The organism is Mycoplasma phocoeninasale, assembly GCF_012934885.1.
Lineage (GTDB): Bacteria > Bacillota_I > Bacilli_A > Mycoplasmatales > Metamycoplasmataceae > Metamycoplasma > Metamycoplasma phocoeninasale.
Genome location: NZ_CP051480.1, coordinates 453,575 through 475,759, shown reverse-complemented (window position 1 = coordinate 475,759; position 22,185 = coordinate 453,575). Strand labels below are relative to the sequence as shown.

The 22,185-nt window shown below is 31.9% G+C and carries 18 protein-coding genes, 1 tRNA gene and 2 rRNA genes; 3 read left to right on the top strand and 18 right to left on the bottom strand.

What is annotated here, in order from left to right:
- Window positions 1-13: 13 nt before the first annotated feature.
- From yihA to rpmG, 14 genes are all read right to left on the bottom strand, one after another.
- Entirely contained in the window at window positions 14-565 is a 552-nt protein-coding gene (yihA, locus tag HGG64_RS02060; RefSeq protein WP_169580303.1) for a ribosome biogenesis GTP-binding protein YihA/YsxC, read from the bottom strand.
- A gap of 15 nt (window positions 566-580) precedes the next feature.
- Window positions 581-1,510, bottom strand: coding sequence for a tRNA (adenosine(37)-N6)-threonylcarbamoyltransferase complex transferase subunit TsaD (tsaD, locus tag HGG64_RS02055; protein ID WP_169580302.1), 930 nt, complete (start codon window positions 1,508-1,510; stop codon window positions 581-583).
- Window positions 1,510-2,058 (bottom strand): hypothetical protein, encoded by a 549-nt coding sequence (locus HGG64_RS02050; RefSeq protein ID WP_169580301.1) that lies wholly within the window; start codon window positions 2,056-2,058, stop codon window positions 1,510-1,512. Before HGG64_RS02050 ends, tsaD begins: the two co-directional genes overlap by 1 nt.
- Window positions 2,058-2,453 (bottom strand): tRNA (adenosine(37)-N6)-threonylcarbamoyltransferase complex ATPase subunit type 1 TsaE, encoded by a 396-nt coding sequence (gene tsaE / locus HGG64_RS02045; RefSeq protein ID WP_169580300.1) that lies wholly within the window; start codon window positions 2,451-2,453, stop codon window positions 2,058-2,060. The genes HGG64_RS02050 and tsaE overlap by 1 nt, the downstream gene beginning before the upstream one ends.
- On the bottom strand, window positions 2,446-3,528 hold the full coding sequence (locus HGG64_RS02040) for a M42 family metallopeptidase (RefSeq protein ID WP_169580299.1): 1,083 nt from the start codon (window positions 3,526-3,528) through the stop codon (window positions 2,446-2,448). Before HGG64_RS02040 ends, tsaE begins: the two co-directional genes overlap by 8 nt.
- A gap of 244 nt (window positions 3,529-3,772) precedes the next feature.
- Window positions 3,773-4,516 carry a hypothetical protein gene (locus HGG64_RS02035; protein WP_169580298.1) on the bottom strand — a complete coding sequence of 248 codons (744 nt, stop codon included), beginning with the start codon at window positions 4,514-4,516 and terminating at the stop codon, window positions 3,773-3,775.
- Between the two features lie 332 nt (window positions 4,517-4,848).
- Window positions 4,849-5,610: an MAG0920 family protein gene (locus HGG64_RS02030; protein ID WP_169580297.1), complete on the bottom strand. Its 762-nt coding sequence runs from the start codon at window positions 5,608-5,610 to the stop codon at window positions 4,849-4,851.
- Between the two features lie 508 nt (window positions 5,611-6,118).
- Entirely contained in the window at window positions 6,119-6,880 is a 762-nt protein-coding gene (locus HGG64_RS03275) for an MAG0920 family protein (RefSeq protein ID WP_420813311.1), read from the bottom strand.
- A 531-nt stretch (window positions 6,881-7,411) separates the two neighbouring features.
- Window positions 7,412-8,173, bottom strand: coding sequence for an MAG0920 family protein (locus HGG64_RS02020; protein ID WP_169580295.1), 762 nt, complete (start codon window positions 8,171-8,173; stop codon window positions 7,412-7,414).
- Between the two features lie 326 nt (window positions 8,174-8,499).
- Window positions 8,500-11,396 (bottom strand): 23S ribosomal RNA (locus HGG64_RS02015).
- 197 nt (window positions 11,397-11,593) lie between these two features.
- Window positions 11,594-13,114, bottom strand: a 16S ribosomal RNA gene (locus tag HGG64_RS02010).
- Together the 16S and 23S rRNA genes form the textbook arrangement of a ribosomal RNA operon.
- Window positions 13,115-13,321: 207 nt before the next feature.
- A complete protein-coding gene (gene nusG / locus HGG64_RS02005) occupies window positions 13,322-13,903 on the bottom strand; it encodes a transcription termination/antitermination protein NusG (protein ID WP_169580294.1) in 582 nt (193 codons plus the stop codon).
- Between the two features lie 15 nt (window positions 13,904-13,918).
- Complete coding sequence (gene secE / locus HGG64_RS02000; protein ID WP_169580293.1) at window positions 13,919-14,194, bottom strand: preprotein translocase subunit SecE; 276 nt, start codon at window positions 14,192-14,194, stop codon at window positions 13,919-13,921.
- Window positions 14,194-14,340 carry a 50S ribosomal protein L33 gene (gene rpmG / locus HGG64_RS01995; protein ID WP_169580292.1) on the bottom strand — a complete coding sequence of 49 codons (147 nt, stop codon included), beginning with the start codon at window positions 14,338-14,340 and terminating at the stop codon, window positions 14,194-14,196. The genes secE and rpmG overlap by 1 nt, the downstream gene beginning before the upstream one ends.
- 73 nt (window positions 14,341-14,413) lie before the next feature.
- Between rpmG and HGG64_RS01990 the strand changes: the two genes are divergently transcribed.
- Both HGG64_RS01990 and thiI read left to right on the top strand, forming a co-directional pair.
- On the top strand, window positions 14,414-16,048 hold the full coding sequence (locus HGG64_RS01990; protein ID WP_169580291.1) for a hypothetical protein: 1,635 nt from the start codon (window positions 14,414-14,416) through the stop codon (window positions 16,046-16,048).
- A gap of 17 nt (window positions 16,049-16,065) precedes the next feature.
- Complete coding sequence (gene thiI, locus HGG64_RS01985; protein ID WP_169580290.1) at window positions 16,066-17,208, top strand: tRNA uracil 4-sulfurtransferase ThiI; 1,143 nt, start codon at window positions 16,066-16,068, stop codon at window positions 17,206-17,208.
- A 262-nt stretch (window positions 17,209-17,470) separates the two neighbouring features.
- Here the strand turns inward: thiI and lysS are convergent, their stop codons facing one another.
- Window positions 17,471-18,946 (bottom strand): lysine--tRNA ligase, encoded by a 1,476-nt coding sequence (lysS, locus tag HGG64_RS01980; protein ID WP_169580289.1) that lies wholly within the window; start codon window positions 18,944-18,946, stop codon window positions 17,471-17,473.
- 140 nt (window positions 18,947-19,086) lie between these two features.
- On the opposite strand from lysS, the gene HGG64_RS01975 reads away from it, so the two are divergent.
- Window positions 19,087-19,162, top strand: a tRNA-Arg gene (locus tag HGG64_RS01975).
- A gap of 35 nt (window positions 19,163-19,197) precedes the next feature.
- Here the strand turns inward: HGG64_RS01975 and HGG64_RS01970 are convergent.
- The 3 genes from HGG64_RS01970 to lepA are packed head-to-tail and all read right to left on the bottom strand — an operon-like array spanning window position 19,198 to window position 22,140.
- Window positions 19,198-19,422 (bottom strand): YneF family protein, encoded by a 225-nt coding sequence (locus tag HGG64_RS01970; protein WP_169580288.1) that lies wholly within the window; start codon window positions 19,420-19,422, stop codon window positions 19,198-19,200.
- Window positions 19,423-20,328, bottom strand: a complete 906-nt coding sequence (locus tag HGG64_RS01965; protein ID WP_169580287.1) for an MSC_0882 family membrane protein — start codon at window positions 20,326-20,328, stop codon at window positions 19,423-19,425. It lies immediately after the preceding gene.
- A 12-nt stretch (window positions 20,329-20,340) separates the two neighbouring features.
- Entirely contained in the window at window positions 20,341-22,140 is a 1,800-nt protein-coding gene (lepA, locus tag HGG64_RS01960) for a translation elongation factor 4 (protein WP_169580286.1), read from the bottom strand.
- Between the last annotated feature and the right edge of the window lie 45 nt (window positions 22,141-22,185).

Sequence of the window (22,185 nt, the reverse complement as noted above, 5' to 3'; positions counted from 1 at the left end):
AAACAAAGGAAAATTATAATTCATAAAATTCCACAATTTCTTCAATACCTTGTTTTTTGGCAGCTGAGACAAGAAAAATGTTAATGTCATTGCTAAAGGTTAGTGCTTGCTTTTTCACCTTATGTTTTTGGGCTTGATTTGCTTTATCAATTTTGGTAATAAAGATATCAAATTTAATGTTAAGTTCATTTAGATACTGAATCATTTCTAGATCAATTGCCATAAATCCAACTCTAGAATCAATTAGTAGGCATACATTTTTTTCATGTTGATCATTTTTAAAATAAAAGTCAATGATTGAGGCAATTTTATACTGCATTTTTTTACTTACGGCAGCATAACCATAACCTGGTAAGTCCACAACAATTTTTTTATTATTAGTCTCAAAATAATTAATTAGTCTAGTTCTGCCGGGAGTTGAGGAAGTTTTTGCAATTTTTGAATTTGCTAAGGCATTAATTAAACTAGATTTACCAACGTTAGAACGTCCCCAGAAAATAATTTTTTTACCAGGAATGTCAAGTCAGCTACTATCAGCTGAGGCACTTTTTAAATATTTTCACATATGCTAATTATATAATTATTTTCGACACTTTTCATAAGCTAGTCGTGCAATCATCATGGCATTGTCAGTGCTATATTCTAATTGTGGCAAGAAAGCATTTTTATAAACTTCAAGAAACATTTCTCTAATAGCATAATTCGCACTAACACCACCAACTAAGGCAATTGATTTGGGATGATATTTTTCGATAGCTTTTTGTAAATGATTTTTTAAATAGATAACAACCGTATTCTGAAATTCAGTGGCGTACTTATTCACATCCACTTCTTCCTTTCGGTTGATCTGATTATTGATTAAGTTAATGACCTGAGTTTTTAGGCCGCTGAATGAAAAGTTTAGTTCTTTATCAGTATGGGGAATGGTGTAATGAGCTAAATATTTATTGTGATTTTCCTTTCATATTCTGTCAATAACCGGACCGCCAGGAAAGCCCAAATTTAGTTTTCTTGCGATTTTATCATACACCTCACCAACAGCATCATCTTGAGTTTCACCAATAATTTCATACTCATCTTTTGAATGGTAGAGCATCATCTGCGAATGGCCACCAGAAATTAACAAACCTAGTGCCGGATAGATCACATCTTTACCAATAAATGCCGAATAGAAATGCCCTTCAAGATGATTTAGTGGCATTAGTGGTTTGTTTAAATATAAAGCAATGGCTGAAGCTACCATATGTCCAACGTGTAATGAACCAATTAGCCCAGGTTCTTTTGTATAAGCAACAGTATCGATGGTCTCTAAGTTAATGACCTTTTTTAGTTCATTAACGAGAGTCGAAATGTTTTTGACATGCAAACGTGAAGCGATTTCAGGAATGGTTCCACCATATTGCTTGTGAATTTCTGTTTGTGAAAGCGTTTTCATTCACAGTGGCTGATTGTCTTTTAGCAGAGCAAATGAAGTATCATCATGGGAACTTTCAATAGCAAAGATTATCATTATTTGCCTCCAATCTGTGGTTCATGAAAATATTCCAAATCAATTGAGCTGGAATCGCTAACTTCAGAAAAGCACGATAAAAACTTTGCAATATTATCTTTCAAAAGCTGATAATCAAGATTATCAAAATTACCATCATTTGCTATTAACTGACAGGTAATTGCTGGTTGAATTTTAATTTCATAGATATTATATTTATTTGCCTTAATTTTAACAGTTAATTCAGTGCTATTTAGAAGCTGCTTCTGCAAAATAAATAGTTTATATGTTGGGCAAAGATAGAGTTTTATTTTTGAAATTTGCGAAATAGTCTTGGCAAATAAAAATCCTATTCTTGTACCAGAAAAGCTTCCTGGACCTGTTGTTGTGTATATTTTGGAAAAATCATTAATTTTTAAATTACTTTTTGATAGTAGACTATTTAAAGTTTCATAAAAAAGATCAGTTTTTTTTACTAAATCTTTGATACGTACTTCATCAATGACCTTATCTCTGTCAATAATGGCAAAATATAAATCGGTTAATGATGTTTCGACAAATAATTCCATTATCTAACCTCTTTTACAATTTCAAAAACATGGTTTTGTTCTTTATCAAAATAGACATTGATTTCTAAGAATTTTTCAAAATTCACGGCAACATTTTTTGCCCACTCAATGACAACCAGTTTGTTCTCAAAGTAATCTTCATAAGCAAATAAATCTCCTTTTAGTTTATAGGCGTCAATGTGAACTAGTTTGTCATAAACTAAAATAGTGTTAAATGTTGGTGAAATAATAGTTTTCGTCTCGCCCAGTTGTTTAGCAATTTGTGCTGTCAATGTTGTTTTACCAGCACCAAGTTCACCGTTTAAAAGTAAAGCTTCTAAATCCTTGATGCTTAGAATATATTCAACAAGTGGTGTAAGTGCTTCAAATTTTTTGAAAACAAACTTTTTATTCATACTTAATTTTCTTAAGTTCAACTTCATTAAATTCTTTAACAAAATGAATTAATAGATCACCTGCTGCTAAAAGATCGCTAATAGCACAAACACCAATTGGACTGTGCAAATATCTTTGTGGCAATGATATTGTTAATGTTGCTGCTCCACCTTTAGCATATTGTAATTCATGAGCATCAGTCCCACCACCCATGGCAATGTACCGATATGAATCAATTTTATGCTTAAGTGATAAATCCTGAAATACTTTTACTAGTTTAGGATCCATCATTGTGCCACGATCTTTAATTCTTAGTGCTGCTCCTTTGAATAGAGCAGTATTACCAGTAATAGTTCCCACTGTATCATGTGATGCGCAAGTATCTAAGGCAATAGCAACATCTGGATTAATTAATGAAACACTAGTTTTTGCGCCACGAGTTCCAACTTCTTCTTGTGTTGTTCCAACTAAATATAAATCAACGTCTAAATCTAAATTTTCAATGGTCTTTGCAATGTATTCTAAAACAGTAACACCAGCACGGTTATCCATTGCTTTACCACCAATAAGATTTTCATCTTTGAATAAAATAGTTTCTCCACTCATGAATACTAGATCGCCAACAGAAGCGCCTTGAGCCATTGCATCTTCGTCGCTTTTGAAACCAAAATCAGCATAGATTTCATTATTGGTAATCGCCTTTTTCATTGCATCATCTTGCATAATGTGAATACTTGTATGCCCAAACACTCCTAAAAACTCTTCATTATTTTGAGTTAATAGTTTAGCCTTAGTTCCAATAACAGTACTTGGTCAAATTCCGCCAACTGGTGAAAGCAATAGTTGACCTTTTTTATCAATATATCTTACCATGTACCCCACTTCATCCATGTGAGCAGCAATCATTACTTTTGGTGCATTTTTAGCTTTTGATTTTTTGTAAAAAATAATTGAGCCAAAATTATCACGACTAATTTCAAAATTTTTGTTAGTAATTGATTTTTTCAGCTCTTCTGCCACAGGTTCTTCATAGCGTGACATAGCTTCAATTTCCATATATTTTATTAATCTATTTTTAAATTCTTTTTTTGTCATATTATTATTTATTATCTCCTAACCTATATCGAATTATAACTATTATATTTTAGCATTAATTTCCGCAATAAAATTAAAGAGAAGAAAAGCAAATTATCAAGGACTGAACTTAACAAAATCAATAATAAATCAAGCATTATTATTTCTGCTTGATAGATTGATTTTTATCTTTTTTATTCTTTAAATAACTTTTGACAATTTTGATAACAATAGGGCAATTTAAATTTGTATAAAGATGTTAGGATTAATCAAGATTGAATTCATGATTTAAAATTTCTTTTATAGCATATGTATAATAATCGGCGCTGTATTTTACTCCATTAATTTCAATTCGCTTATAATCAAGCAATAAAAAGTATATTAGCATAATTTCATCAATATAATTATTTTTAAAAAAACTCTTTTTTGATTGCAAAATCATTGTTCTTTTAAAATTTTTGATTTCACTGTCAGTAGCAAATGATTTTATTTCTAAATTTTCAAATAAAATAATATTTTTAAATTTAGCAAAACCTTTTGGTTTTTCAAAGTCAGATAAATATAGTGAAAATTTTAAATTTTCTTCTTGCCAAATCTGAATTACCCTTTTGATCTTAACTAGACGAAGAATGGCACGAACAATAATTTCTAGTGAAATCAGAAATGAAATAAATGGCACCGCTAAGATAATAATCATATTTGTTGGAAGTAGTCTTTGACGAAGAACAAAGGCAAAGGAAATAAAAAGAAAAATTATAATAATAGCAATAAATCCACCCAATGTAAGATATAAAAACCTGCGAGTCTTCTTGATAAATTCTTCAAAAACAGCAAAAACTTCTTTCGGAAGTCTAATTTGATTTTTAATGATCACCTCACTTGCTGGAAGTTTATAATCTAAAATAAATGAAATTTGCTTATATTTATGAATAAGGGCATAAAAAATGGCCCCAGCATAGCTAAAGGTAGTAATTAGTGATAGAGCAAACAAAATAATAAAATGTTGCATTTTCTTTTACCTTTCGATGTTTTATATTAATGGCAATATTCTTTTAATTTATACTCTTCTCGTAAAAAAACAATCAAAATAACATTACCCTTTTAGTAGTGAAATACTAATAAGTTATATAAAGATAATTAAAATATATTACAAAATTTGCTAAACAAAAAATATTTCAATGATTTTGACAATTTTAACAGTCAATATGAACATAATATAACTAAAAACATTTATAAATATATAGATGTATATAAAAATATTTGACACAACAAATAATTTTTTTGGACAAGATTAGCTTAACTTTGATATTTAAAAATAACAAAAAGCTTTTCCTGCCTTTGTTATTTTAATTGTTTTGAATTTTGACTTAAGTTAAATAATTGTTTTCGGTTTTGAAAAATATAAGCATAGTCTTGAATTTTGAAATAGCTGCCGTTAATTGAAACGCTTCGATAGTTGAATATCAAGAAATAATAAAATTCATTATCAGCATTTCCTTTTGATTTTAAAATTGATTTTCGTCAATTTTCAAATTTTGATCTAAGCTTAACATTGAACATCCCAAAGGTAGTGCTTTTTTCTAAATAATTTTGTGAAAAAATTCTTAATATAATATCGTTTCTTTCAACAACTAGATCTTCAAATAGAGAAGCACCTTGAAGACCTTGATTTTTTGCTTTTCAGATTTTGAATTCTTTTTTAACTGGTAATATTTTTGATAAATAAATTCAAGGAAATATACATAAACTAATACCAAGAATAATGAAAAGAGAAAATAATACAGTGTTTCTAAAGGTTTCAGCTTTAGTCGATAGAAAAATAATAAGTGATACAAATATCGTTATTAAAACTGATAAAAATGAGGTTCAAGTAATAAAGATAACATTAAATTTTTTATTAAATGTATCAAAAAAAGTGTTATTAATTGCCACATTATTGCTTAAAAATAATTCTGAGACACCTTTTTTAAACACAAAATCCTTCCAATTCCTAAGAAGAATATGAATAATAAGAGCAATAATATTAAATAATAAAATTACTATTAAACTAATTAAAATTGGAGTAAATTTAAACTCAAATTCACTTGTTGAATCTAGATCCATAATCAATAAATCCTTTCTAGATTAATACATTAATTAATTTTAATTTCTTTAGGTTTTTGCTTAAATATTCTGACCATGATAAAAATAAATTAACAAAAAAATTTTATATTAAAGGTAAATTAAATTAACAATATTGCATCATTTTGCTAATTTTTATAGTTGTTTATTTACGTTAATATTCAAAAAAACATAAAATAAATTTTAAAAAAATTTCAGGCATAATTTTCCTTTTATAAAGAAAAGCAAAAATCTAGGTTAGGTTTTCTTTAGCTTTTTGACATACCTTCCCTTAAAAATGAATATTGTTATAATTTTTGGATTAATCTTATATAAAATCATTCAACTGAATACATTGACGCTTTTTCTTAATATTTTGATAAAATACTGCACACAAAATTTTGATAGTACAAAATGCATATATAAAAATTTGAAAGCACAAACAATTTAATTTATCGGCACTTACTAATATTTTAATATTTAAAAACAACAAAAGCATTTGCTGCCTTTGTTATTTTAATTGTTTTGAATTTTGACTTGAGTTAAATAATTCTTTTCGGTTCTGATAAATATAGGCATAGTCTCTAATTCTGAAATAGCTGCCGTTAATTGAAACACTTCGATAGTTGAATATTAGAAAATAATAGAATTCATTATCAATATTTCCTTTTGATTTTAAAATTGATTTTCGTCAATATTTCAATTTATATCCAAGTTTGGTGTTAAACATTCCTATAGTAGTAGTTTTCTTTAAAGAATTTTGTAAGAAAATTCTTAATATATTATCGTTTCTTTCAACAATTAAATTTTCAAATAAACAAGCATTTTGAAGATCTTTATTTTTTGCCTTTCACATTTTAAATTCTTTTCAAACTGATAATATTTTTAATAAAAAATATAAATTTCACGTTAATTGAAAAATACCAAGAATAATAAAAACAAACATATCTCTGGTGCTTTCAAATGAATTTTTAGTCATTAATAATACTACGAGAACCAATAAAAACGTTAGAAGAAAAGATAACGAATAAATTACTAAAAAAAGAAAAATAGCTTTAAACTTTTTATTAAAAATCTCAAAAAAAGTATTATTAATTGCTATATTCTCATTTAAAAATAAATAAGATACTCCTTTTTTTAATAAAATTTGTTTCCAATTTCGATAAAAAGCATAGAAAATTAATCCAAAAAAACTAATTATAAACATCACTATTAAACTAATTAAAACTGGGCCAAATTTAAACTCAAATTTACTTGTTGAATCTAGATCCATAATCAATAAATCCTTTCTTGATTATCTACATTAGCTAATTTTAAATTTCCCTTTAAGTTTTTTTGAACATGTTAGAAATAAATTAACAAAAGTATTTTATATTAAAGATAATTGAAATTCTTATCATTATATAATTTTGTTATTTTTTAGTTTAGTTATTCACAGCAACATCCAAATGAAATGTAAAAGTAAAAATTTTTAAAATTTCAAGTACAAATTTTAAAAACACAAAGGAAAAAACCAAATTTGTTTTTAATTCTGTGTCTCGCCGTCATTATGTTTTCTAAAAAATGAATATCGTTATAATTTAGACTAATCTACTATAGAATTCATTATTAAACTTTTTAACTTATTCAAATTTGTCAACTAAATATGCTATTGTGCTTACTCTAATTTTTCAAAAGTTTTAAGCTTTAATTAAATTCAAAAATTTATCTTGTCTTTAGAGAATCAAACTTTTAAATTACAAGTTTAACAATTATCATACATATACACTAATAATAAAATGGCAAAAAAGTTTTTTTGTTCTTGTTATTTCGACTGCTCTTGTGGTTGATCTATATTAAATAATTTATTCCGGTTTTGGTAAATATAAGCATAATCTTCAATTGAGAATAATTTACCATTGATCGAGACCTTTTTATAGTTGAATATTAAGAAATAATAAAATTCATCATCAAAATTTCGTCCTGATTTTAAAATTCACTCTCTCCAATTTTTAAATTTTAAACTAATTTTATTATTAAGTATTGTTATAGTTATACTCATTTCAAAATAAGACTGTAAAAAAATTTTTAAAATATCATCATTTCTTTCAGTAACCAGATTTTCAAATAAAGAAGCATCATGAAGATCTTTGTTTTTCATTTCTCAGATTTTAAACTCTTTTCTTACTGACATAATTCTTAGCAAATAGCATAATTCTACTATAAATAACACAATTCCACCAATGGCAAAAATATACTTCAGAAATGTGGCATTATAAGAATTTTTAGTAATTAATAAATCTATAGTTAACAATAAAAATGCTAAAAATGAAGAGAACATAAGTATTAATAATATAATAAAAATAAATTTAAATTTTTTATTAAAGGTCTTAAAAAAGTTATTATTAATTGCTATATTTTCATTTAAAAATAAATCAGATACTCCTTTTTTTAATAAAATTTGTTCTTGCTGATGGTAAAAAAAATAGGACCCAAGTCTAAAAAGAGAAGATGGAATAATTATCATTAACATAGCTACAATTAGAAATATATAAGACTTGATTTCACTTGTTGAATCTAAATCCATAATCAATAAATCCTTTTCTACGTTGCTGTCTCAGTTAATTTTAATGCTTTTTTTGATCTTTTATTTAAGTGATATTATTTTTGTAAAAATAAATCAACAAATATAAATTATATTATAAATAATTTAAACAGGGTAAAATGCTATTTTTTTAATAACTTTTGCAACTTATTTATTAACATTAATATTAAAAAACGTAGAAATAAAATTCAATGGTTTTCTTAAAAAAATAAAAAACCCGGATTGGGTTTTTAATTCTGCGGTTCATCGCATTATGTTCTCTGAAAACTGAATATCGTTATAATTTAGATTAATCTGCTATAGAATTCACTATTAAACCGTTCAATTTATTAGTACTGGTCAGCTGAATGCATTGCTGCACTTACACCTCCAGCCTATCAACCTCATAGTCTATAAGGAATTTAAAAGGGAATACTCATCTTTGAGGGGCTTCCCGCTTAGATGCTTTCAGCGGTTATCCCTGCCGCACTTGGCTACCCAGCTATGCTTTTGGCAAAACAACTGGCACACCATCGGTGCGTCCACTCCGGTCCTCTCGTACTAAGAGTAGCTCTCATCAATATTCCAACGCCCACATCAGATAGGAACCAAACTGTCTCACGACGTTTTGAACCCAGCTCGCGTACCGCTTTAATGGGCGAACAGCCCAACCCTTGGAACCGACTCCAGCTCCAGGATGCGATGAGCCGACATCGAGGTGCCAAACCTTCCCGTCGATGTGATCTCTTGGGAAAGATAAGCCTGTTATCCCCGGGGTAGCTTTTATCCGTTGAGCGACGGCCTTTCCACAAAGAACCGCCGGATCACTAAGTCCTGCTTTCGCACCTGCTCGACTTGTAGGTCTCACAGTCAATCACACTTCTACCTTTATGCTCTAAGATACGGTTTCTGACCGTATTGAGTGTAACTTTGAACGCCTCCGTTACCCTTTAGGAGGCGACCGCCCCAGTCAAACTACCCACCACACACTGTCCTCTTACCAGATCATGGTAACAAGTTAGAAGTTCAACGTAACAAGGGTGGTATTTCAACGGTGACTCCACTTAGACTAGCGTCTAAGCATCATAGTCTCCCACCTATCCTACACATGTTAAATCAAACTCCAATATGAAGTTATAGTAAAGCTCCACGGGGTCTTTTCGTCTAGATGCGGGTCTCCGGCGTCTTCGCCGGAACCATAATTTCACCGAGTCTAATGTCGAGACAGTTAAGAGATAATTACTCCTTTCGTGCAGGTCAGTATTTAGCCGACAAGGAATTTCGCTACCTTAGGACCGTTATAGTTACGGCCGCCGTTCACCCGGGCTTCACATCAATGCTTCGCTTTAGCTAACACCTTTGCTTAACCTTCGGGCACTGGGCAGGAGTCACCCCATATACATCGTCTTACGACTTAGCATAGAGCTGTGTTTTTGATAAACAGTTCCCCCTTACTATTCACTGCGGCCCACTTTTTATGGTGGGCATCCCTTCTTGCGAACTTACGGGATGATTTTGCAGAGTTCCTTGACATTAGTTTTCTCGCTCGCCTTAGAATACTCATCTTGGGGACGTGTGTCCGTTCTCGGTACGGGTTTCACAGAACTTAAGTTAGCAGCTTTTTTAAGAGGTATGGAATCATATAATTCGCTACTTTGTTGCCATTTCACTATGCATCATAACTCCCAGTTATGCCGTGCGGATTTGCCTACACGACCCAGTCATTATTTACCCCACAATCCAATAAGTGGTAATACTATCCTCCCCCGTCACTACATCACATTCTAGAAAGTACAGGAATATTAACCTGTTGTCCATCGGCTACGCCTTTCGGCCTCGTCTTAGGACCCGACTAACCCTGGGTGGACGAACCTTGCCCAGGAAACCTTCCCCAATAGGCGTCAGAGATTCTCACTCTGAATCGTTACTCATACCGGCATTCTCACTTGTAAGCGCTCCACCAGTCTTCACAGTCTGGCTTCAATGCCCTTACAACGCTCTCCTAACGCATTTCTGCCCGTAGCTTCGGTATTGTGTTTTAGTCCCGTTAAATTATCGGCACAGAGTCTCTCGACTAGTGAGCTATTACGCACTCTTTAAACGATGGCTGCTTCTGAGCCAACATCCTAGCTGTTTAAGAAACTCCACAACCTTTCTCACTTAACACAATTTTGGGACCTTAGCTGACGATCTGGGTTGTTCCCCTCGCGTGCATCGACGTTATCACCGATGTACCGACTGCATAGTAGTTCATGATAGTATTCGGAGTTTGATTATAGTCAGTACGGCTAGGCGCCGCCATTCCATATTCAGTGCTCTACCCCCACCACTTAACACTACACGCTAGCCCTAAAGCTATTTCGGAGAGAACCAGCTATCTCCAGGTTCGATTGGAATTTCACCCCTACCCACAAGTCATCCGGGCACTTTTTAGCGTACTACGGTTCGGTCCTCCACTTAGTGTTACCTAAGTTTCAACCTGCTCATGGGTAGATCACCTGGTTTCGGGTCTATATCAACATACTAAAGCGCCCTGTTAAGACTCGATTTCTCTACGGCTTCGCTTTATTCCACTTAACCTTGCATGTTGACATAACTCGCCGGTCCATTCTGCAAGATGTACGCCATCACCCATTAACGGGCTCTGACTAACTGTAAGTAATTGGTTTCAGGATCTATTTCACTCCCTCCCGGGGTTCTTTTCACCTTTCCCTCACGGTACTAGTTCGCTATCGGTGTCTGGTTAGTATTTAGCCTTACCGGGTGGTCCCGGCGGGTTCAGACAGGGTTTCACGTGCCCCGCCCTACTCAGGATACTACTTGAAGACTTATTCATTTCGCTTACGGGAATTTCACCCTCTATGTTTAAGCATTCCAGCTTATTCTGCTATGTTTAAGTTTTGTCTAACTTCGTGTAAGTAGTCCTACAACCCCAACATCAAATGTTGGTTTGGGCTTTTCCCCGTTCGCTCGCCACTACTAAGGGAATCATTCTTTATTTTCTTTTCCTGCTGCTACTGAGATGTTTCAATTCACAGCGTGTCTCTTCATTCGACTATGGATTCATCGAAATGATAATTGAGGATTAGCTCAATTGGGTTTCCCCATTCGGAAATCCCCGGATAACAGCTTATTTCCAGCTAACCGAGGCTTATCGCAGGTAATCACGTCCTTCTTAGACTTCCAGACCCAAGGCATCCACCAAAAACTCTTATCTTGTTTAATAGTTGTTTTGTTATTTTGTTGTATGACCTATTGTTGTCTTTAATTTTGATATATATATTCTATAGGTTGATCTAAACTTTGAAATATTAATTAATATAATTTTTCAATGTCGATATTCAGTTTTCAAAGAACAAAAGAGAGATAGATCTCTCAAAACTGAATACGAATATGTTTTCCATAACTAGGTGTACTCCGTAGAAAGGAGGTGATCCATCCCCACGTTCTCGTAGGGATACCTTGTTACGACTTCACCCCAGTCACCAGTCCTACCTTAGGCAGTTGCCTCCGAGGTTAGCAAACCGACTTTGGGTATTACCAGCTCCCATGGTGTGACGGGCGGTGTGTACAAGACCCGAGAACGTATTCACCGCAGCATAGCTGATCTGCGATTACTAGCGATTCCGACTTCATGGAGTCGAATTGCAGACTCCAATCCGAACTGAGATCGGCTTTTTGAGATTTGCTCCATGTCGCCATATTGCTTCTCTTTGTACCGACCATTGTAGCACGTGTGTGGCCCCACTTGTAAGAGGCATGATGATTTGACGTCATCCCCACCTTCCTCCCAGTTACCCAGGCAGTATCTCTAGAGTCCTCAACATTACTTGTTAGTAACTAAAGATAGGGGTTGCGCTCGTTGCAGGACTTGACCAAACATCTCACGACACGAGCTGACGACAACCATGCACCATCTGTCACTCCGTTAGCCTCCGCTATATCTCTATAGCTTTGCGAAGGATGTCAAAAGTGGGTAAGGTTTTCCGTGTATCTTCAAATTAAACCACATGCTCCACCGCTTGTGCGGGTCCCCGTCAATTCCTTTAAGTTTCACTCTTGCGAGCATACTACTCAGGCGGATCATTTAATGCGTTAGCTGCGTCAGCGATTCTCCACCGACTAATGATCATCGTTTACAGCGTGGACTACCAGGGTATCTAATCCTGTTTGCTCCCCACGCTTTCGTCCCTCAGCGTCAGTATAGACCCAGTAAGCTGCCTTCGCCTTTGGTGTTCTTCCATATATCTACGCATTTCACCGCTTCACATGGAATTCCGCTTACCTCTATCTAACTCTAGTTTGCCAGTATCCAAAGCGAGCCAGGGTTGAGCCCTGGGATTTGACTCTAGACTTAACAAACAGCCTACGAACGCTTTACGCCCAATAATTCCGGATAACGCTTGCGACCTATGTATTACCGCGGCTGCTGGCACATAGTTAGCCATCGCTTTCTGACAAGGTACCGTCAGCTCAATAGCATTTCCTCTACTGAGTGTTCTTCCCTTATAACAGCACTTTACAATCCGAAGACCTTCATCGTGCACGCTGTGTCGCTCCATCAAGCTTTCGCTCATTGTGGAATATTCCCTACTGCTGCCTCCCGTAGGAGTTTGGGCCGTATCTCAGTCCCAATGTGGCCGTTCAGTCTCTCGACCCGGCTAAACATCATAGTCTTGGTGGGCCATTACCTCACCAACTAACTAATGTTCCGCACCCTCATCCTTTAGTGGAGCTTTGGAGCTCCTTTCACAACAGAATCATGCGATTCTATGCGTATCCGGCATTAGCCAATGTTTCCATTGGGTATTCCAATCTAAAGGGCAGATTAAGTACGTGTTACTCACCCATTCGCCGCTAGGTCCTAAAAGAACCTCGCTCGACATGCATGTATTAGGCACACAGCCAGCGTTCATCCTGAGCCAGGATCAAACTCTTAATATTTGATTTTGGTTGTTTTTTGTTTTTTGTTATTTAAAATTATTTTTTTTAAATTGACGTTATGGTATTCGTATTCAGTTTTCAAAGAACTATCTAAGTACAAATTTAAATTGCACAATTACAATTATACATATTTTATTTTTTTTGCTTTAAAAATTTTGCAAAAAAATTTTGCAAAAAAAATAGCCTCAAAAGGCATAACATTTTTCTCTAACCACAAACTTCTAAATCTTCATATGAAAATTCAGTTGGCACTTTTCTCCCAAATTGTTCGATATTAACAAAAGCTTTTTGGGTGCGATCATTATTTTTTACAATGTCGCCAATTTCACCTTTAAAGATTCCGTTTTTAATTTTTACAAATGTTCCCTCTTTAAAAGCGGTTTCGATATCACCACGGGCAAACTTATCATTTAAATTAATTTCGACATCAATCATTTTATTAAAATTACGTTCACTAATTGGTGTTGGTTTTGCTCCCTTACCGCTAGATCCGATTAAACCAGTTACATATTGGGTATTACGCACTAAATATCATGATTCATCAGTCATCACCATATTTAAAAAGATATATCCTTTATATATATTAATATAACGAACGGTGTATTCCTCACCACGGGATTTTTTCTCTAATTCCTTATTTGATAGGTGAGGCATTTTAAAAATCTTAATATCATGAAAAAAATCATTCATGCCTTGGGCTTCGATTTTATTTCTTAAAGCGTCGGCAACATTATCTTCTTTGCCTGACACAGTTGAAATCATATATCACTTAAAATCTTTATTTTCCATTTTCTTCACTCATTTCTAAACTTTTATTCCTAAAGCATTTCATAATCCGGTAAATCCCAAAGTTATTAAAAAACAAAAGATAGCCATAATTACTAAAAAAACAATTGTAATCCCAAATCAACGTCATGATTTCGAACTTTTTGGTCATATAATTCGCTTAATTTCTTTAATTCAGTTTTTAACTGTTGAATGTTTTATTCCGCTTGCTTTTTGTTGCATGCGCATAAATTCACGTTTTTGTTTTCTTAGTTGTTTTTTTCGCAATTTTTCTTCTTTAAGATCTTCATTCATTATTTTTCCTCTTTATGTAGTGTTTGAGAATTGCAACGCTTACAGAATTTTTTGATTTCCAAACGTGCTTCATTACTTTTGTTAACATAATAATTTTTAGCTAAACATTCTTGACATGCTAAACTGACTTTTTTGCTTTTTTTCATAAATTATAATTATAAATAAATTTTACAAGTTTTTTTGTGATTATTCAAAAGATAATAAGGTAATATTAAACATATGGGTAAACTTACAATTTTATTATCAATATTATTAATAATCTTTCTTGCATTATATACATTTTTTATCATTTACTATCTTAGCAGAATTTATCCGCATAATTTAATCGAAAGGTTTAACAAATACAAAAATAATATTCAAGAAAAATTGTCCAAAATTACTAAAGTTAATCATCAATTCTATGAATTTTACTCTAAAAACACAAATCTAAAGAAATTGGAAAATGATATTTCAAAATTAATTTCTAGCTATGAAGTCAAAGCTGTTGAAGTTAAGATCATGATTGTAAATATGAATAACCAAATTATCTTTCACCTTGAAAATCATAAATTTTGTGAGCTAAAATGCCTAAGTGATTTCAGAAGTAAGCAAAATGAAATATCACTACTATATAAACAAGTTGATGACATATATCAAAAAATTGAAAAAATTACCTCAAGTAGTAGTGACCGAATTGCAAAATTTATGCTTTTTGCTAATAAATGTTTAAGCTCATATAAAGAGATTCAAAGCTACAAAGAACGGCATTCTAAGTTGTGGATTTTCAATGAATATTTTGCTTCATTGGATAACAAATTAACCCGAAGAATAGAAAAATTACTTAGTTGATTTAACAAAGATAACTTCAATAAGAAGGTCGCCTATATTAATTCTAAAAAGCAGGAAATTAAACTACTTATTGACCAATACTTCACTTTAATTACTACCGCATTTAATTACATTGACATTATTGAAAATGATATAAATGATAAAATTGAGATTGCCAAAAATACTTTGCGTGAACACAATCCAAACTTTCAAGAATGACAAATTGTTGAATTTGATAATTATAAAGAACAAGCATTACAAATCATTATGACAATGAAAAATGAAAAGGTATTTAGTTGAAAGAATGTCATTAAGCCAAAATTGCTTGAACTCTGCAAAATTGTCAATGAAAAATATAATGAGGTAATTTTTGAAAAGGTTGCTAGCAAAAAACTTGATAGCATTTTCCCAGAAATTATTAATTTCTTTAACATCACTAAAAAACAACATTTGGCCATCATTACTAGAAATAAAATTGATAACATGGAATATCTTAAAAAGATGGAACAAGTTAAAAATAAATTCCAAAAATTAGAACAATTAAAAGACACACTATATAATAAAGAAAAAAATTTGGAATATCAAAATTTATTAAGTGAGATCATTTTACTACTGCAAATGCAAGATAAAATCCAGCTTTTAGAGGCTAGAAAACATTATAAGGCAATTGAATTTGTCAAAAAAATCAAACATATATTTAAAAAAATTAACCTAAGAATTATGGCAGCCCAGTTCAAAATTAGCGATGATATACAAAACCTTAGTTCATTAATTAGTAAAGAATTCGAAAAATCAAAAAGCAATGATTATAATTATTCTGATGTTGAAAGATTAAGACTAATGATTATTGTTTTTGTCAATAATTTTAATAGTAATTTAGAAGCATACATTACTGTTACTAAGATATTAAGAAAATTAGGGGAAAAAGCTTCAACAAATAATGAATATGCCGCATTGTACAGTGATATTGAAAAACTGTACAATGCTGGAGATTATCTAAAGGGAATTGATACAATCCGTGCCTTTATCGATGATCAATACAACTAATATTAGGAGAGAAAAAAATGTATTCAAAAATATTAATTCGTTATGGTGAATTAACACTGAAAAAAAATAATCGTGGAGATTTTATTAATCAACTAAAACAAAACCTGTTGTGATACATTGGCAAAGAGCAAATAAAAATGGAATTTGATCGTGCTTTTGTTGAATATAGTGACGAAAACCTTGAAGCCCTTAAAAATATCTTCGGAATTTCATCTTATTCACCAACATACCAATGTAAAAGTGAACTTAAAGAGATTGAAGGCATTGTTAAAAAAATTATTGAAAAAGAAAATTTTTCCTCATTTGCCATTGCTGCTCGTCGTCACAATAAAAATTTTCCTCTTAACTCAGCTGAACTTAATATGCATTTTGGTGGTTATGTAATAAAGAACACTAAGGAAAAATCTGTTGATTTGAAAAATCCAGATTTAAAGATTAATATTGAAATTCGCGATGATAAAACCTATGTCTTTACTGAGACTATTGCCGGGCTTGGGGGAATGCCAGTGCTTTCGTCTGGTAAAGTGCTGCACTTAATAAGTGGCGGTATTGATTCACCAGTTGCAACTTTTTTACTTCAAAAGCGTGGACTAAAAGCAGTATTTTTGAATTTTATAACCCCTCCACACACCGACAAAAAAACTGAGGATAAAATTGATGAAATTATTAAATTATCTTGTCGTTTTCAAAAAGATGCTACCCTATTTCAAATTAACTACACCAAGGTTATGAACTACATTGGTTTAACTAGTAATCAAAAATATAAAATTACTTTAATGCGGCGTAGCTTTTATCGAATTGCTAACAAAATTGCTAATAAATTTCACATTAAAGCAATTTCTAATGGTGAAAATCTTGCTCAGGTTGCTTCACAAACGTTAGAATCAATTTATACAATTTCCGAAGTTTGCGATCTGCCAATTTTTAGACCATTACTTTCATTCGATAAAAATGAAACAATAAAAATCGCTGAAAAAATTGGAACACTTAGCACCTCAATTGAGAAAGCTTGTGAAACCTGTGAATTATTTGCTCCTAAAAATCCAATAACCAAACCAAACCGCGAAGAGGCAGCACTACTAGAAAAAGAACTTGATATGCTAGAACAACTAGAAAATGAAGTTATTGATGAAGTGCAAATCAAACGCTTTAGCTTATAACTAAAGTGAAGCCTACTAAAAAGTTATGATAAATTTCAAGCATATCTATCGCTTGATTTTTATTTATACTTCAAAATAAAAACTAACCGCGGTGATTAACTTATCTACACTTTTTACTTTTTATTAAACTTAGGTAAAAACTAACTTGGATTTGTCTATCTTTTCAATATTTTTATATAAATTACATTACATATAAACGTAAAAATGATTTAGCAATTTTAAAATAATAATAAAAGCTCAATCACTTGAGCTTTCAATCTAATTATTTTGCTTCTTTCAAATCTTTTAGTTGAGGGAATAGAAGAATGTCACGAATTGAATCATTTTGGGTTAGCAGCATAATTAGACGGTCAATTCCAATACCACATCCACCAGCAGGGGGCATACCATATTCAAGGGCATTAATAAAATCTCAATCAATTTCATTTGCCTCCTCATTTCCTGATTCACGTTCAGTTAATTGACTTTCAAAACGTTCCAACTGATCAATTGGATCATTTAATTCTGTGAACATATTAGCAAATTCTTTAGTTCCGATAAATAGTTCTGCTCTTTGAGTAAAACGAGGATCTTTTTCATCTTTAAAGGCTAGCGGCGAAATTTCAATTGGGTGTCCATAAACAAATGTTGGTTGAATAAGAGTTTCTTCAATATACTTTTCAAAGAGTTCATTAATAACATGGCCTAGTTTGAAATATTTTTCACATTTTACACCATGTTTTTTTGCTAAATCTTTCGCATCTTTATCTGATAATTTACGGACATCAATGCCAATTTTTTCTGAAACAGCATCGACCATATTGATTTTAGCAAATGGGAATTTAAATTCAATATCCATACCGTTAAACTTAACTTTTGAAATATTTAGTTTTTCTACTAAGTGTTTAAACACTCCCTCAGTTCTTTCCATCATTCCCCACATATTTGAATATGCTTCATAAAATTCAATTGAGGTAAATTCTGGATTATGGGTTGCGTCTACTCCTTCATTTCTAAAAATTCTTCCAATTTCATAAACTCTTTCAAAGCCACCAACTAAACATTTTTTTAGCGGTAATTCAGTCGCGATTCTTAGATAGAAATTTTGATTTAAAGCATTGTAGTAGGTAATAAATGGTTTAGCAGCAGCTCCACCTAGGATCGGGTGTAGAACTGGTGTATCTACTTCCATATAATCTAAATTATCGAAGTATTCACGAATACCTTTGATGATTTTAGTTCTCATAACAAAAGTTTTTCGCGATTCTTCATTCACAATGGTATCAACATAACGGTGACGTCTACGCTCTTCGGGATCAACTAATCCATGATATTTATCTGGCAGCGGTTTTAAAGATTTTGTTAGCAAAGTTACACTTTTTGCTTTAATTACTAAAGCATCAGTGTTAGTTTTAGAAACATAACCTTCAACTGAAATAATATCTCCTAAATCAAGTAACTTCAAGGTTTCAGTTGATTGAGTGTCTAAACTTTTTTTGTCAATGTAAATTTGCATTGTGCTAAAGTGATCTTGCAGAACTAAAAACGGTCCTCTTTGAGCGGTAATTCTTCCATTGAAGATCACATTGACTTTTTTGCTTTCAATTTCATCTTTTGTTAATTTTTCATATTTTTGAATAATATCTTGTGAAGATGCTGTTGGTACAATTGTTGCGCTAAATGCTTTAATATTGTTTGATTCCAAGGCAGCAATTTTGTTTCTTCTAACTTGTTCTTGTTCAGTAAATTTTCTTTCCATTTTTTCCTCAACTTTTAAATTTGTGTTTGAACAAACACTATATGTTAAACATGTGCGAACATGATTTATAATATTATAAACGTAAAATAACAAAGTTAATAATTAATTTTAGAATTAAAATTATATAATTAAAAACAAATGGTCGCGTAGCTCAGTGGATAGAGCACAAGCCTCCTAAGCTTGGGGTCGCAGGTTCAACTCCCGTCGCGATCGCCATTTTTTATAAATAAAAAAATCCACAATAAGGATTTTTATTTGGCATTTTTCATTGAACGCATCACTTGCTTAATTTGTGCCTCTGATGCTTTTCGTCCCATTTGTTGAAACATTACGCGAATCATTTTTTCGGTAATTGGAGGATTTTCACGAATTTGTTTTTCAAATTTCTTTTTAGTGAAAATAACTCCAATAATCCCGCCGATTACGATACCAACAATAGGAAGAATTACTAATAGTGCAATTGCTCAACCTGGCATTTATTTTCCTTTCAAAACGGTTTTCTTTAGAATAATATAAACCACAATTGGTAGTATCAATAATATTAAAATGCTTAAGAAAAATAGTTTAGCATAAAATTTGTGTGCTGAACTTTTTCGATCGGCAATTTCATTATAATTTATACCTGAAATACCAAAAAATGATTCAATATCAACCATTCTTTTCTTTCGAAAAATTGTATTTATTATGAATATTACTAATATAGCAATCATTATACCACAAAGCGAGTAAACCACAATGTTTGCGCCATTTTCTTGTGGGAAAGCATTCGAAATTCATTTCTTGAAATCAAGTAACCCTAGCGTTTTGTCCTTAAGTCCTCATAGTGCTAGTGTGAAAAGACCAACATAGAAGATAATCGCAATTACAAACCAAGTACGACGAACTTGTTTGAGAGCCAATTTTCTATAAAGAATTGAGATAAAAGGAGGTGTGCTAGATGACCCGGAGTTAATACTTTCTCGGTAAGCGACAATACTTCTTAAAATACCAAGTAATTCAATGGATTCGCTGATAAAATTAACAAAAGTTATTAAAAAGAGTAGCACGGGAACAATATATCAACCTCAAGGAATTTTAAATTCATCTACTTTTTTAACGTTAAATAGTTGAGGCTGAAAAACAAATAATAAAACGATAATTATTGATGCCAATGCTAAAATAAAATCAATAATAATAGTTATTCTTTTGATATTTTTTTCATGGCGAAATACACGGTAAATTCCATTTGGAATTACTCCTTGGGGATCTAGTGTTCTTTTTTCTCTGGCTAATATCGTTTCATTGATGGAATTGTTTATTACGTCACTTCTTTGATTATTAGTGGTGGTGCTGAGATCTTGTTTGCTATTCGGATCGCCAGTAAACATAGGCTCTATATTCATATTCAAAATCCTCTAATCCTTTTTTGAAACATTTGTTTTTAATATTGCTAAGAATGCTTCTTGGGGAACTTCAACGGTTCCAATTTGTTTCATCCTCTTTTTACCTGCTTTTTGTTTTTTTAGTAGTTTTTGTCTTCTTGTGACATCACCACCATATAAGTGTGCGGTAACGTCTTTTCGATAAGCCTTAATGGTTTCTCTTGCTATTATTTTAGCACCAATTGCTGCTTGGATTGGAATTTCAAAATTTTGACGGGGAACAACTTCTTTTAATCTTTCAGCTAAATCACGACTTTTATTATAAGCAAAATCACGATGAACTATCATTGCTAGCGCATCAATTTTTTCGCCATTTAGAAGAATGTCAACCTTGACTAAATCAGATTCCTTTAAACCAATATAATCATAATCAAATGAGGCATAACCTTTTGAATAGCTCTTAAGTAAATCAAAGAAATCAAATATTGTTTCATTTAGTGGAAGCTCATATACAAGCTTTCTTCTGAGATCATCTAAGTATTCAATTTCAACAAATTTGCCACGCTTACTTTGGCATAATTCCATTATTGCCCCTAAATACTCTTCAGTTAGAAGAATGTTAGCACGAATATATGGCTCTTCAATCGTTTTAATAGTACTTTTATCGGGAAAAAATGAAGGATTAGTAATATATTGAATGTCACCATTAGTTAAAGTAATAACAAACTCAACAGAAGGGGCAGTTGCAATAATATCAAGATTAAATTCTCTTTCTAGACGCTCCTGCAAAACATCCATATGAAGTAATCCTAGAAAACCAATTCTAAATCCAAAACCTAAAGCCTTAGAAGTTTCTGGTTCTCAAACAATTGATGAGTCAGATAAACTAATTTTTTCTAGTGCATCTTTTAGATCATTATAGTCACGAGTATCAACTGGATAAAAACCGGTATAAACAACTGGTTTTAGCTTTTTATATCCTGGAAGGGGAAGAGTTGTTGGGTTTTTGGCTAAAGTAACGGTATCACCAACAGCAACATCTTTAATATCACGAATTGAAGCTGAAACTCAACCAACTTCGCCAGCAGTTAAAATATCTTTTTTTACTTCATTAGGATTTTTAACACCAAGTTCAGTTACCAAGTAACGCTTTTTGGTTTGCATGAATAAAATCTCATCCCCAACTTTAACTTGACCCTGAAAAACTCTCATGTAAATAACTACCCCACGATAATTATCAAAGTAACTGTCAAATATTAGAGCTTGTAGTGGTTTACTATCATCAGCATCTTTTGGGGCAGGTATTCTTTTAATGATTGCTTCAATAACTTGGTCAATGTTAATACCAGTTTTTGCCGATATTAAAATCGCATCAGAAGCATCAATTCCAATGACATCTTCAATTTCTTTTTTTACCCGGTCAGGATCGGCACTAATTAAATCGATTTTATTGATAATTGGAACAATTTCTAAATTGTTTTCAATTGCCAAATATACATTTGCAAGTGTTTGTGCTTGAATGCCTTGGGTAGCATCAACTAAAAGTAAAGCACCTTCACAGGCTGCCAAACTACGGCTAACTTCATAAGTAAAGTCAACATGTCCTGGTGTGTCAATTAAATGAAAGACATAATCCTTATATTTAATTTGTATCGCATTTAACTTGATGGTAATTCCACGTTCTTGTTCCAAATCCATACTGTCAAGAATTTGAGGGCGTGCCTCGCGAGCAGTAATGGTATTAGTGAATTCTAAAATTCGATCAGCAAGTGTACTTTTACCATGATCAATGTGAGCGATAATTGCAAAGTTTCTAATATTTTTTTTGTCCATATTTTTTTAAATTATATTTTAAAATGGTATTTTTTTCTAAACATT